Origin of the sequence: Pseudomonas fluorescens, assembly GCF_902498065.1 — a bacterium.
Lineage (GTDB): Bacteria > Pseudomonadota > Gammaproteobacteria > Pseudomonadales > Pseudomonadaceae > Aquipseudomonas > Aquipseudomonas fluorescens_BJ.
Window position 1 is genome coordinate 648991 of the sequence record NZ_CABVIR010000002.1, and the last position, 13346, is coordinate 662336.

Here is a 13346-nt window from a genome sequence, read left to right on the forward strand (position 1 = left end):
ACTGCCATCTGATTGGAGTTTGATGACCATGAGTGTGGAAACTCAAAAGGAAACCCTGGGCTTCCAGACCGAGGTGAAGCAACTGCTGCACCTCATGATCCATTCGCTGTATTCCAACAAGGAAATCTTCCTTCGCGAATTGATCTCGAACGCCTCTGACGCTGTCGACAAATTACGTTTCGAAGCCCTGTCCAAGCCTGAGTTGCTGGAAGGTGGCGCCGAACTGAAAATCCGTGTGAGCTTCGACAAAGACGCTAAAACCGTCACCCTCGAAGACAACGGCATCGGCATGAGCCGTGAAGACGCGATCACCCATCTGGGCACCATCGCCAAATCCGGCACCGCTGATTTCATGAAACACTTGTCTGGCGATCAGAAGAAAGATTCGCACCTGATCGGTCAGTTCGGCGTGGGTTTCTACTCCGCCTTCATCGTCGCCGACAAAGTCGACGTGTTCAGCCGTCGTGCCGGTGCTGCCGCCAGCGAAGGCGTGCACTGGTCGTCCAAGGGCGAAGGCGATTTTGAAGTTGCCACCGTCGAGAAAGCCGAGCGCGGCACCCGCATCGTCCTGCACCTGAAGTCCGGTGAAGACGAGTTCGCCGATGGCTGGCGTCTGCGCAACATCATCAAGAAGTACTCTGACCACATCGCTTTGCCAATCGAGTTGCCGAAAGAAGTGGCAGCCGTCGAAGGTGAAGAGAAGCCGGCCGTTGAATGGGAAACCGTCAACCGCGCCAGCGCCCTGTGGACCCGTCCTCGCACCGAGATCAAGGACGAGGAATATCAGGAGTTCTACAAACACATCGCGCACGATTTCGAAAATCCGCTGAGCTGGAGTCACAACAAGGTCGAAGGCAAGCTCGAATACAGCTCGCTGCTTTACGTACCGACCCGTGCTCCGTTCGACCTGTACCAGCGCGAAGCGCCGAAAGGCCTGAAGCTGTACGTGCAGCGCGTGTTCGTCATGGATCAGGCCGAGTCGTTCCTGCCGCTGTACCTGCGCTTCATCAAAGGCGTGGTCGATTCCAACGACCTGTCGCTGAACGTGTCGCGGGAAATCCTGCAGAAAGATCCGATCATCGACTCCATGAAGTCGGCGCTGACCAAGCGTGTGCTGGACATGCTGGAAAAACTGGCGAAGAACGAGCCTGAGCAATACAAAGGCTTCTGGAAAAACTTCGGCCAGGTCATGAAAGAAGGCCCGGCAGAAGATTTCGCCAACAAAGAGAAAATTGCTGGCCTGCTGCGTTTCGCCTCCACTCAGGGCGAAGAAGGCGAGCAGGTGGTCGGTCTGGCCGAATACCTGGCTCGCGCCAAGGAAGGTCAGGACAAGATTTACTACCTGACCGGCGAAACCTACGCGCAAGTCAAAAACAGCCCGCACCTGGAAGTCTTCCGCAAGAAAGGCATCGAAGTGCTGCTGCTGACCGACCGCATCGACGAGTGGCTGATGAGCTACCTCAGCGACTTCGACGGCAAGAGCTTTGTCGACGTGGCGCGCGGTGACCTGGACCTGGGTAACCTGGACTCGGAAGAGGACAAGAAAGCCGCAGAAGAAGTCGCCAAGTCCAAAGAAGGTCTGGTTGAACGTCTGAAAACTGCACTGGGCGATTCGGTTGCTGAAGTACGGGTTTCCCATCGTCTGACCGACTCCCCGGCGATTCTCGCTATCGGCGAGCAGGACCTGGGCCTGCAAATGCGTCAGATCCTCGAAGCCAGCGGTCAGAAGGTTCCGGATTCGAAGCCGATCTTCGAATTCAACCCGGCTCACCCGTTGATCGAGAAGCTCGACAGCGAGCAGAGCGACGAGCGCTTCGGCGACCTGTCGCACATCCTCTTCGATCAGGCGGCCCTGGCGGCCGGCGACAGCTTGAAAGACCCGGCCGCGTATGTGCGCCGTCTCAACAAGCTGCTGGTTGAACTGTCGGTTTAACGGCGTTGTAAAAAAACCCGCTTCGGCGGGTTTTTTTATTCCTGGGCTTTAGCGGGCGGGGGGCAGCTCGATCCGCTCAACTTCTCCCGGCACCGTTGGCCAATCCCCGGCCGCCCAGCGTCGGCGTGCTTCATCGATAGCCGCCGGATCGCTCGCCACAAAATTCCAGTTGATCCTTCGCGGCCCATCCAGTGGCGCGCCACCAAACAGCACTGCATGACAGTCGGTCTCGGCGAACAACGTCATCTCTTCCCCCGCTGGCAGTACGACCAGCGCATGCGGTTCTATCCGTTCGCCATCGAGCTGTACATCGCCGCTCAACACGTACAGCGCCCGTTCTTCATGCTCGGTGGGAATCAGCAGCGTGGTTGCTGTCTGAAGGTTCAGTTCCGCGTAGAGCGTAGGAGAAAGCACCGGCACCGGCGATTCAAGGCAAAAGCCTGACCCGGCGATCATCCGGATCTTCACCCCAAGGTTATCGCTGAGCGGCAACGTACACGCTGGATGATGACTGTAGTGTCCCGGTCCCTGTTCATGATCTTTCGGTGATGCAAGCCAGATCTGTAAACCGTGCAGGGTGAATCCGCGGTCCTTCAAGTCCTCGGGCGAGCGCTCGACGTGGGCAATGGCACTGCCGGCGGTCATCCAGCTGACGTCACCGGCCTCCACCACCTGATCGGAACCGAGGCTGTCCTTGTGCTGGATCTGCCCCTGAAACAGGTAGGTGAGCGTCGACAGACCGATGTGCGGGTGCTGACGGATGTTCATGCCTTTGCCCGCGGGATAACGGGTTTCCAGCATGTGATCGAAAAACACAAAAGGCCCGACGCTGCGGCATTTGGCTGACGGCAGCGGGCGAAGAATCGGTTGGCCTTCGACATCTTCGGCGCGGGGACGGATCACGAGGGGAGTGTTCATGGTGCATTCCAGGCTGAGCGGGTGACGCGTGGAGCATAACCCGCTTGCCCGGCCCTTGCCGCTATTGGCTGAAGGCGCCTTCTGACAGATGGGTTTCGATGCTGACTTCAGTGGTGGTCATCAGCTTGTGCACCGGGCAACGGTCGGCCACGCGGTGCAGTTCATCGCGCTGGGCATCGGTGAGCACACCCTTGAGCGTCAGTTTGACGTGCAGGACATATTTGCCTTTCTGCTCTTCACTGTTGTCGCGTTTGACCTCCACACCAACACCCGTCAGCGGAATGTCTTTTTTCTTCGCATACAGCTTCAGGGTCAAAGCCTTGCACGCGCCGAGCGCAGCATCGAAGTAATCATGTGGCTCGGGTGCCGAGCCTTCACCGCCGGCGGAGGTTGGCACATCGGCAAAGAGTTCGTGGTCATCGATTTGTACGCTGTGACGAAAACCTTCGGCGGAAACGGTATTGATGGTAACGGTCATGGCAAGCCTCCCAGGCAGGAATTAAGTCATTCGATCAAAAAGACTTCGTTGTTATAGAGCATTCCTGTCCGGTCGCGTTCCACTTTCTTACCGGCTGAACCGTCTGCAGTGCGCCGAGGTCTACGCTTTTCCTGTCGCTGGAGATTGCCTGTGCGTTTATCCCGCTTGAGCTTTACCGCGTTGATGCTGCTGACGAGTGTTGAAGCCTTCGCTCGCGAATATGGCTACAGCGACGCGCACCTGCATTACGTGGATTTCTTCCAGGAAAGTGCGGGCATGCCGAAATTGCTCAAGGCCATGGCCGACAATCGCATTGATCATGTGATGATTTCCGGCATTCCGGTGGCCAAAAAATGGCACGAAGATGAACCGAAGCGCCCGCGCTATTACGCCGGTGATGACGCCGATGCCTATTGGTACAGCGCAACAGACACTATCGTCGCCGCCGCGGTGAACAAACTGACACCCGAACAGCGACAACACTTTCATCCGTTCCTGTCCGGCTTCAACCCCAACGATAAAAACTCCGCGGCCCATATCCAGCGCGTGCTGGATCTCAATCCGGGGCTGTGGCAGGGCATCGGCGAAGTCTTCACCCGTCACGATGACCTGACCGCGCTGACCTCCGGGGATACGCCGCGGGCCAATAACGAAGCGATGACACGGATCTATCACCTCGCCGCCGAAAACGACTTGCCAGTAATGCTGCACTCCAACATCACTTCCAAGCGTGAGAAAAATCCGCTGTACCTCGCGGAAATCGAAGAACCGCTGCGCAATCACCCGCACACCCGCTTTCTCTGGGCGCATGCGGGCACCAGTGCCGAGATACATCGGCACCAGACTCAGCTGGATTTTCTGCTGCCGACCCTGACGCGCATGCTTGAGGCTTATCCCAATCTGTACATCGACCTGTCCTGGAGCCTGCTGACGCCTTACTTGCTGGACGAGCAGGGCAAGCCTCGCGAAGCGTGGTTAAAGCTGGTGGAGCGCTTTCCGGAGCGCTTCATGATCGGCTCGGACGTGGTGGGACGTTTCAACAAGCTCGGTCAGGAAATTCATGGATTTGATCCGCTTCTTGACGCATTGCCCGAGGAGATTGCGAGAAAAGTCGCGCGGGACAACTTTCTGTCGATCCTGCCGCACGCCGTTCGCTAGTCGTTGCTGCCCTTCGATCAAAGTATTTGGATGGTTTGATATTACGTTTTCGTCTTACTAAAAAGTTTTGCGAGCCGATACCTTCTAAAGAAACCAGCTGCAGGTACGATGCAGCATTTTTTTTTTGGAAGGAACCAAGGCAATGAGTATCAGAAGTATCAATATTGCGCCGCGTGCAGGCCTGGGTTTTGGTCTGTTGGCGTTGATGGTGTTTGGGTTGGGGGCGTTCGCCCTGCTGCAAATGTCGAACATGCGCGCACAGTCGGATCAGGTGGATGACAACTGGCTGCCCAGCGTGATGGTGGTCGGTGAAATGAGTCAGGACATGTTGCGGCTGCGGGCCTTGACCATGCGCCTGCTGATCGAGCGCGATCCGCAGGCGCTGGGGCAGAATGTCGGCAAGCTCAACGAACTCAAAGGTACCCTCGAAGAAACGCATCAACGCTATGAGCGGCTGATCGTGTTGCCGGAAGAGCGTGTGCTGTTCGACCGTTTCAAGGCCGCCGAGCAGAAGTACCTGCAGTTTCAGAGTCAGGTGATGAACCTGTCCGCTCAAGGACGAGTGGAGGAGTCGGCAGCAATTCTCAACGGCGATATGAGCCCGATTGCTGATGGTATCGCCGTGACGCTCAAGGAGTTGGTGGAACTGAACAAACGCAACGCCAATCTCGCTACCGAGTCGGGGCGTGTGGTGTTCAGCTACTCCAGGTTCTGGGTCGGCGTGATGATTGGCGTGACGGTGTTGATGACTATCGGCCTGGCGCTGTTGTTGACGCGCAGCATCGTGTTGCCGCTCGCGCAATCGTTGAAGGTGGCTGAAGGGGTGGCGGGCGGCGATCTGACCGGTGACATCCGCATCTCCGGCAAGGATGAACCGGCGCGTCTGCTGCAGGCGCTGAAAAGCATGCAGCAGAGTTTGCGCGACACCCTTCGGCGCATCTCCGACTCGTCCAGCCAATTGGCTTCGGCTTCGGAAGAACTCAGTAGTGTCACCGAAGCCGCGACCCGTGGCCTGCATCAGCAAAGCCTGGAAATCGATCAGGCGGCGACGGCGGTCAACCAAATGACGGCCGCCGTGGAGGAGGTGGCAAGCAACGCGGTGGCCACGTCCGAAGCGTCGCGTGAATCTGACCGGATCGCCCAGCATGGCCGCGAGCAGGTTCACCAGACGGTGTTGTCCATCGAGTCTCTGGCTGACGATGTCACCGCCAACGCCTCACAGGTCGAAGACCTCGCGCTGAAGGTGTATGGCATCAGCAAGGTGCTTGACGTGATTCGCTCGATCGCCGAACAGACCAACCTGCTGGCCTTGAACGCAGCGATCGAAGCGGCGCGGGCCGGGGACGCCGGGCGCGGGTTTGCGGTGGTGGCTGACGAGGTGCGCGCCCTGGCGCACCGGACGCAGCAATCGACGGGGGAAATCGAGCAGATGATTATGGGTATCCAGCAAGGCACCGATTCTGCCGTCAGCTCAATGCAGCAGAGCAACACCCGCGCGCGTTCGACACTCGAAGTAGCGAAAGCCGCCGGTGTCGCTCTGGAAGAAATCGCGTCGGCGTTCACCTTGATCAATGAGCGCAACCTGGTGATCGCCAGCGCCTCAGAGGAACAAGCGGCAGTAGCGCGAGAGGTGGATCGCAATTTGATGAACATTCGTGATCTGGCATTGCAGACTTCGGCGGGGGCGAATCAGACCAGTGCGGCGAGTCAGGAGTTGTCGCGGTTGGCGGTGGACCTGAATACGATGGTCGCGCGGTTTTCGGTCTGACCAGACGCTGCAAACCCCGTAGGAGCGAGTGTGCTCGCGATGGACGTTAACGATAACGCTGTAAACCTGACAAGCTGCGGCGTTCATCAACCCATCGCGAGAAAGCTCGTTCCTACATAAAGGCGAAAAAAAACCCCGCATTAGCGGGGCTTTCCATATCGATCCGGATCAGCTGCCCTTGACAGCCTTGCCGTTGACCTTGCCGTCGAGGAGCATGATGTTGTACTCCTTGCCGTCGGTTTCGACCTGTTGCAGGCGGACCAGCAGGTAATCCCAGTCCTTGGCGAACCACAGCACGGTGATGCGCTTGCTTTGTGTCGGATCGCGTACGCGCTCGACCTTGATCGCGTCGATCTGGCCAGCCTTGGTGTCGACCTTTTCCGAACCCAGCACGCGGAAGTCATAGGTATCGACTTCACCATCATCGACCACCTGGTAGCTCATGCTTTTCTTGCCGGCAGCCACGTCATGCTGGAGAGCAAGCTGATAGGTGGATTTGTCGACCATGCCGCGGTTGAGCGGAATGTTGACGGCGTCACCACGATCGGTGCCGGTGACCTTTTTGGCGGTCCAGTCGAAATCCAGGTCAGCCTTTTTGGCTTTGCCCAGGCCACCGCGTTCAAAGTGGTAGGACTGTGGCAGCAGGGTGTCCTTGTCCAGGGTCAGGGTACTTTCTTCGGTCAGGCTGGCGATCATCATCGAGGCCTTAAAGCTGAGCTTCCAGACGCCGTTGGCTTCCTTGGTGAGGCTGCGCTCGGCGGTGCCGCTCATGGGCAGCTGCTTCCAGTCGGCGGTGTAGCTGGCGGAGAAAGGTTGAAGTTCCGCAGCCTGCGCGAAAGGCAGGGCAAGCAGAGCGCAAGCGAAGAGCAGGGCGCGACGCATAAAATCTCCTAGGTTCGAATCAAGTGGCCTCTGGCCGCGAGTAACTTGCCATCCAGTAAAGCACCTTGTTCACCGAGTGATAAACGACCTTCTGCAAACCAGCGTACGGCCATCGGGTAGATCAGGTGTTCCTGGGTGTGAACTCGCTGCGCCAGACTCTGCGGCGAATCGTGCAACTCTACCGGTATTACTGCCTGTACGACCAGTGGTCCGCCATCGAGTTCCTCGGTGACAAAGTGCACGGAACAGCCGTGTTCAGTGTCGCCGGCCTCCAGCGCGCGCTGATGAGTGTGTAACCCTTTGTATTTGGGTAGCAGCGAGGGGTGGATGTTCAGCAGGCGACCCGCGTAGTGGCGCACGAAGTCAGCGCTGAGAATGCGCATGAAACCGGCCAGTACCACGAGTTTGGGATTGAAGGCGTCGATCAGTTCGATCAGCGCGGCATCGAAGGCTTCGCGGCCTTCGAACGCCTTGTGATCCAGGGAGCGGGTGTCGATACCCGCCTCCCTGGCGCGTTGCAGGCCGTAGGCGTCGGCGCGGTTGGAAATCACCGCGGCGATGCGGACCGGGCTGTCGCCGGTCCGCGTGCTGTCGATCAAGGCCTGCAAGTTACTGCCGGTGCCGGACAACAGCACCACCACATCACAGGTCTGGGACATCAATGAGCCTTGAGGTTCTTCAGTTCAACCTGAGCCGCGCCTTCGGCAGCGGTGGCGATCTGGCCGATGACCCAAGGCTGCTCGCCGGCTTCACGCAGCACGTTCAGCGCGGTTTCAACGTGCTCTTGAGCCACGCAGATCACCATGCCCACGCCGCAGTTCAGCACGCGGTGCATTTCGTTTTCGTCGACGTTGCCTTTCTCTTGCAGCCAGTCGAACACGGCAGGGCGAGTCCAGCTCGCAACGTCAACCACCGCTTGAGCGCCTTTTGGCAGCACGCGCGGGATGTTGTCCAACAGGCCGCCACCGGTGATGTGGGCCATGGCTTTGACCGCGCCGGTGTCCTTGATCAGCTTGAGCAGCGGCTTCACGTAGATGCGGGTCGGGGCCATCAGCAGGTCGGTCAGCGGCTTGCCGTCGAGCTGGATGTTTTCGATGTCGGCACCGGACACTTCGATGATCTTGCGGATCAGCGAGTAGCCGTTGGAGTGCGGGCCGGAAGACGGCAGGGCGAGCAGGGCATCGCCGGCAGCGACTTTCGAACCGTCGATGATTTCGGTTTTTTCCACGACGCCGACGCAGAAACCGGCCAGGTCGTAGTCTTCGCCTTCGTACATGCCAGGCATTTCAGCGGTTTCGCCGCCCACCAGGGAGCAGCCGGACAGTTCGCAGCCTGCGCCGATACCGGTCACGACCTGGGTCGCGGTTTCGACGTTGAGTTTGCCGGTGGCGTAGTAGTCGAGGAAGAACAGTGGCTCGGCGCCGCAGACCACCAGGTCGTTCACGCACATGGCCACCAGGTCGATGCCGATGCTGTCGTGCTTGTTCAGGTTCAGCGCCAGACGCAGCTTGGTGCCGACGCCGTCAGTGCCGGAAACCAGTACAGGCTGCTTGTAGCCGGCCGGGATTTCGCAGAGGGCGCCGAAACCGCCCAGGCCGCCCATGACTTCCGGGCGCGCAGTGCGCTTGGCGACGCTCTTGATGCGTTCGACCAATGCTTCACCGGCGTCGATGTCTACACCGGCGTCCTTGTAGCTCAGGGAGGGTTGCTTGCTCATGATCCAGGCCTTTAGGGGGGATTCAGGGGTAACGACCGAGTCCAGTGGGACCGCCGAAACAAACGAAGGGCATGTGCCTTGCGCGAATTTCAGGGTGCCCGGCTGTTGCCGGTCTGCGAAGGCGCGCGATTTTATCAGGCTTGAGGGGCAGCGGCCATCCTCAGGCCGACAGCAGGGGCATATCGATACAAAAAAACCGCAATTGCCCGTGTTGGTCGCCTCCCGCTTGGCTGTATAAGGTATCGCGATTAACCGTCTATCGTTATGGCAGTGCGAAAAACTTAACCGGGACGCGTGAATGTTTTACGTCGGGCGATGGTCACAGCCTTGCTCGATTGTCTTCATGCGGTCAGTTCCAGCCGCTCTTGTCGTCAGGAATCTTCCATGCGTTTTTTCAGATCATTGTTTGTGGGTTGTTTGTCTCTGGTCAGTCTGGCAAGTCATGCCGACACTGTAAAAGGTCTTTATCAGGTGCGTGAGCCTGTCACTAGTCAGGCGCCGGAAGAGCGTGATCAAGCCACCCAGCGTGCGCTCGATACGCTGGTGTTGCGCCTGACCGGCGATCCCAAGGCTGTGCAAAGTCCGGGGTTGGCGGCCATTCGCAAGGACCCGCAGCAGATCATCAGTCAGTACGGCTTCGATGCTGGCCCACCGGAAGTGCTGAAGGTGGATTTCGACCCGGCCAGCACCGAACAGGCGTTGCGCCGTGCCGGGCTGTCGTTGTGGGGCGCGAACCGGCCATCGATTCTGACGTGGTGGCTGAACGACTCAACCGACGGTTCGAGTCTGGTCGGTGATGGTCAGGCCAGTGCAGCGCCGTTGCGCCGCGCGGCGCAACACCGGGGTCTGCCGCTGCGTCTGCCATTGGCGGACTTGAGTGAACAATTGGTCGCCACCGCGCCGAATCTTGAAGGCGCCGATGCGACGCCATTGCGCGGCGCATCGGAACGTTACAACGCCGATGCCCTGCTGGCGGTGCATGCCCGGGAAGAGGGCGGCCAGTGGCAGGCCAAATGGCGTTTGTGGCTGGGCGATCAGAAGGAGGCGGGCAGCGTGCAGGGCGCGGATCAGGCCGCAGTGGCTGATGCGGTGTTGTTGGCGGTCAGTCAGCGTCTGGCGCCACGGTTTGTGGTCAAGGCGGGTGCTTCGGGCGAGCAATTGCTGGAAGTGCAGGGCATGAATCTGGAGCGCTATGCCGCGCTCGGACGTTTGCTGGAGCCGTTTGGCGCGCGCCTGCAAAGTGTTGACGGTGACCGGATTCTTTACCGGGTCAACGGCAGCGCCGAGCAGTTGCGCTCGCAGTTGTCGCTGGCGAAGTTGCAGGAAGTTCCGGCGGGTGAGGCGCCGGCACCAACGGTGGCTGTTCAGCCGGTGGCGGAGGGTTCGGCGCCTGCTGTCGCGCCAACACCTGCACCGGTGCCGCAGTTGCGTTTCCGTTGGTAAGGTTTTCTTTCTTTATATAGATGCATATGGAGTGGTACATGGCCGATACGCGGCGTTGGTTCTGGTTGGGTGGGGTGGTTCTGCTCTGCGCGTTTATCTGGCTGTTGCATCCGATTCTCACGCCGTTCCTGGTGGCGCTGTTATTGGCGTATCTGTTCGACCCGCTAGTGGATCGGCTGGAAAAGGCCGGTCTGTCCCGGACCTGGGGCGTGGTGGCGGTGTTCGCGCTGTTCACCTTGATCTTCACCACCTTGTTGCTGGTGCTGGTGCCGATGCTCGCCAAGCAGTTGTTTCGCTTGTATGAGCTGGCGCCACAGATGCTCGACTGGTTGCAGCACACGGCATTGCCGTGGGCGCAATCGAAGTTCGGGTTGTCGGATGGCTTCTGGAAATTCGACAAACTCAAAGCAGCGATCAGTGAGCACATGGGCCAGACCACCGACATTGTCGGCGTGGTGCTGAGTCAGGCGACCGCTTCTGGCCTTGCGTTGATCGGTTGGCTGGCCAATCTGGTGCTGATCCCGGTGGTGAGTTTTTACCTGCTGCGGGACTGGGACGTGATGATGGCCAAGATCCGCAGTCTGTTGCCCCGCGATCGTGAAGAGCGCGTCGTGACGCTGGCGGGCGAGTGCCATGAAGTGCTCGGCGCGTTTGTGCGTGGACAGTTGCTGGTGATGGTGGCGCTGGGCGTGATCTACGCGGCGGGGCTAATGCTGGTCGGGCTGGAGCTAGGACTGCTGATCGGGATAATTGCCGGCCTGGCGGCGATCGTGCCGTACATGGGGTTTGTGATCGGGATTGGCGCGGCCTTGATTGCCGGTCTGTTCCAGTTCGGCGGCGACTTGTACCCGATGGTTGGGATCGTCGCGGTGTTCATGGTCGGCCAGGCGCTGGAAGGCATGGTGCTGACGCCATTGCTGGTGGGCGACCGGATCGGTCTGCATCCGGTGGCGGTGATCTTTGCGATTCTGGCCGGGGGTGAGCTGTTCGGTTTTACCGGCGTGCTGCTGGCGCTCCCGGTGGCGGCGGTGATCATGGTGCTGGTGCGCCATGTGCATGATTTGTATAAAGATTCTGATATGTACGGTGGCGTTGACGAACCCGGGCGGTAAGGATCGCTGATGGCACGTTGCGGGCCGCCTGGTTCAGTGCCAGGCTGGCCCGTATCCCTTGAGCGGCTGTCACATGCGCCGCCAAAGAAACGCTCATAAAACCGGTGCGATAACGCAAACCTTTGATTTTGCTTATGGTCTGTCGCATTGTGCGGTCAGCGTCACGGGTATAAACTTCGCAAACTTTACACAGAGGCCACTAACGGTTCCTTTGGAACTGTTCAGTCAGCATGAAACCGATTCAGCTGCCCCTAGGTGTGCGTCTGCGTGATGACGCTACCTTTATCAATTACTACCCAGGCGCCAATGCCGCTGCACTCGGCTATGTCGAGCGGCTTTGCGAAGCCGACGCCGGCTGGACCGAAAGCCTGATTTATCTCTGGGGCAAGGACGGGGTAGGGCGTACGCATCTGCTGCAGGCTGCCTGTCTGCGCTTTGAGCAGTTGGGGGAGCCGGCGGTGTACCTGCCGTTGGCCGAGCTGCTGGACCGCGGCATCGAAATTCTCGATAACCTCGAACAATACGAACTGGTCTGCCTCGACGACTTGCAAGCGGTTGCCGGGCGCGCGGATTGGGAAGAGGCGTTGTTCCATCTGTTCAACCGCCTGCGTGACAGCGGTCGGCGTTTGCTGATTGCGGCGTCGACCTCGCCGCGTGAATTGCCGGTGAAGCTGGCGGACCTGAAGTCGCGTCTGACCCTGGCGCTGATCTTCCAGATGCGACCGCTGTCCGACGAAGACAAATTGCGTGCCTTGCAACTGCGTGCATCCCGTCGCGGCCTGCACCTGACCGACGAAGTCGGGCATTTTATTTTGACTCGCGGTACTCGCAGCATGAGCGCGCTGTTCGAGTTGCTTGAGCGTCTCGATCAGGCCTCCCTTCAAGCTCAACGCAAGCTGACCATTCCGTTCCTGAAAGAAACGCTGGGCTGGTAAAGCCCAGGTTTTTCACGGGTTCCGGCATATTTCAGGCGCCACAAAATCCGCTTTCCTACATGAGGTAGGCTGCGCAAGCGTCTAAATGGGGCTTAAGCGCTTAGATGGAAACGCGAAACCGGAAAGTCACATAAAGTTCGATTGAATTTGCAAATGAGGATGATAGCGGGCATAGTCTCGGCTTCTTTACAACTATCAGCCACGGTCGTGCCCATGCTAAATCGCTTCGCACCCCTCGTGCCTCTCGCACTCGTCACCCTGTTGTTCGGTTGCGCTGCTCACTCTCCAGTGTCCCAGCAAGAGCAACAACAGCAGGTTAGAAATTCAGTTACTGCGCAATCTTCTTCCGTTCTTTTCCCGGAAGAGCTGGCCACCGATAAAGAACTGGCTGACTTCGCCGATGGCAAGTCGTACCAGCTTCCGGTTCTGGCCGACAGCATTCTCGAGCGTGGCATGTCCCTGATCGGTACTCGTTACCGTTTCGGCGGTACCTCCGAGGCTGGGTTCGATTGCAGCGGTTTCATCGGTTACCTGTTTCGTGAAGAGGCCGGCATGAACCTGCCGCGCTCCACTCGCGAAATGATCAATGTTGACGCGCCACTGGTTTCTCGTAGCGCGCTCAAGCCGGGTGATCTGCTGTTCTTCGCCACCAATGGTCGTCGCGGTCGTGTCAGTCACGCCGGGATCTACCTCGGTGACAATCAGTTCATCCACTCCAGCAGCCGCAAAAGCGGTGGTGTCCGGGTCGATAGCCTGGGTGACAGCTACTGGAGCAAGACCTTCATCGAAGCCAAGCGCGCACTCGCGATGGCCCCGACCGTGGTCACGGCTCGCAAGTAATTGACTGGCCTGTCGCCACATCAGTGGCGACAACGACTTCTCTGCAACAGAGAAGGCGGACAGTTTGTAAGGCGAACTTAAAGTCTTACTTGAAGTTTGCTGCGTACCCGCTAGAATCCTGATCTATTATTGATGGCAAACCGCCTGCGTCCTGCGCAGGCG

The 13346-nt window shown here is 58.8% G+C and carries 12 protein-coding genes; 7 read left to right on the plus strand and 5 right to left on the minus strand.

Annotation, left to right across the window (positions count from 1 at the left end; genetic code table 11):
* The first annotated feature begins 28 nt into the window (after positions 1-28).
* Positions 29-1933 carry a molecular chaperone HtpG gene (gene htpG, locus F8N43_RS12340; RefSeq protein WP_150630169.1) on the plus strand — a complete coding sequence of 635 codons (1905 nt, stop codon included), beginning with the start codon at positions 29-31 and terminating at the stop codon, positions 1931-1933.
* A 48-nt stretch (positions 1934-1981) separates the two neighbouring features.
* Here the strand turns inward: htpG and F8N43_RS12345 are convergent, their stop codons facing one another.
* Complete coding sequence (locus tag F8N43_RS12345) at positions 1982-2851, minus strand: pirin family protein (protein ID WP_150630168.1); 870 nt, start codon at positions 2849-2851, stop codon at positions 1982-1984.
* Positions 2852-2912: 61 nt separating this feature from the next.
* Positions 2913-3329, minus strand: coding sequence for an OsmC family protein (locus tag F8N43_RS12350; RefSeq protein WP_150630167.1), 417 nt, complete (start codon positions 3327-3329; stop codon positions 2913-2915).
* Positions 3330-3512: 183 nt separating this feature from the next.
* Between F8N43_RS12350 and F8N43_RS12355 the strand changes: the two genes are divergently transcribed.
* Both F8N43_RS12355 and F8N43_RS12360 read left to right on the plus strand, forming a co-directional pair.
* On the plus strand, positions 3513-4487 hold the full coding sequence (locus F8N43_RS12355) for an amidohydrolase family protein (RefSeq protein ID WP_412071766.1): 975 nt from the start codon (positions 3513-3515) through the stop codon (positions 4485-4487).
* Positions 4488-4629: 142 nt separating this feature from the next.
* Positions 4630-6255 (plus strand): methyl-accepting chemotaxis protein, encoded by a 1626-nt coding sequence (locus tag F8N43_RS12360; protein WP_150653838.1) that lies wholly within the window; start codon positions 4630-4632, stop codon positions 6253-6255.
* 168 nt (positions 6256-6423) lie between these two features.
* On the opposite strand, the gene F8N43_RS12365 is transcribed toward F8N43_RS12360, so the two are convergent.
* The 3 genes from F8N43_RS12365 to purM are packed head-to-tail and all read right to left on the minus strand — an operon-like array spanning position 6424 to position 8854.
* Positions 6424-7137, minus strand: a complete 714-nt coding sequence (locus tag F8N43_RS12365) for a DUF3108 domain-containing protein (protein WP_150630164.1) — start codon at positions 7135-7137, stop codon at positions 6424-6426.
* 8 nt (positions 7138-7145) lie between these two features.
* A complete protein-coding gene (gene purN, locus F8N43_RS12370) occupies positions 7146-7796 on the minus strand; it encodes a phosphoribosylglycinamide formyltransferase (RefSeq protein WP_150637764.1) in 651 nt (216 codons plus the stop codon).
* Positions 7796-8854 (minus strand): phosphoribosylformylglycinamidine cyclo-ligase, encoded by a 1059-nt coding sequence (gene purM / locus F8N43_RS12375; protein WP_150637767.1) that lies wholly within the window; start codon positions 8852-8854, stop codon positions 7796-7798. The genes purN and purM overlap by 1 nt, the downstream gene beginning before the upstream one ends.
* Positions 8855-9238: 384 nt before the next feature.
* On the opposite strand from purM, the gene F8N43_RS12380 reads away from it, so the two are divergent.
* The 4 genes from F8N43_RS12380 to F8N43_RS12395 all read left to right on the plus strand — a co-directional run bounded on the left by F8N43_RS12380 (position 9239) and on the right by F8N43_RS12395 (position 13184).
* Positions 9239-10297 carry a DUF2066 domain-containing protein gene (locus F8N43_RS12380; protein WP_150637769.1) on the plus strand — a complete coding sequence of 353 codons (1059 nt, stop codon included), beginning with the start codon at positions 9239-9241 and terminating at the stop codon, positions 10295-10297.
* A 38-nt stretch (positions 10298-10335) separates the two neighbouring features.
* Positions 10336-11409 carry an AI-2E family transporter gene (locus tag F8N43_RS12385; protein WP_150630161.1) on the plus strand — a complete coding sequence of 358 codons (1074 nt, stop codon included), beginning with the start codon at positions 10336-10338 and terminating at the stop codon, positions 11407-11409.
* A 230-nt stretch (positions 11410-11639) separates the two neighbouring features.
* Positions 11640-12344: a DnaA regulatory inactivator Hda gene (gene hda / locus F8N43_RS12390; protein ID WP_008033543.1), complete on the plus strand. Its 705-nt coding sequence runs from the start codon at positions 11640-11642 to the stop codon at positions 12342-12344.
* A 213-nt stretch (positions 12345-12557) separates the two neighbouring features.
* The gene (locus F8N43_RS12395; protein ID WP_150637774.1) at positions 12558-13184 is read left to right on the plus strand and encodes a C40 family peptidase; all 627 of its coding nucleotides are present in this window, start codon (positions 12558-12560) and stop codon (positions 13182-13184) included.
* The last annotated feature ends 162 nt before the right edge of the window (positions 13185-13346 follow it).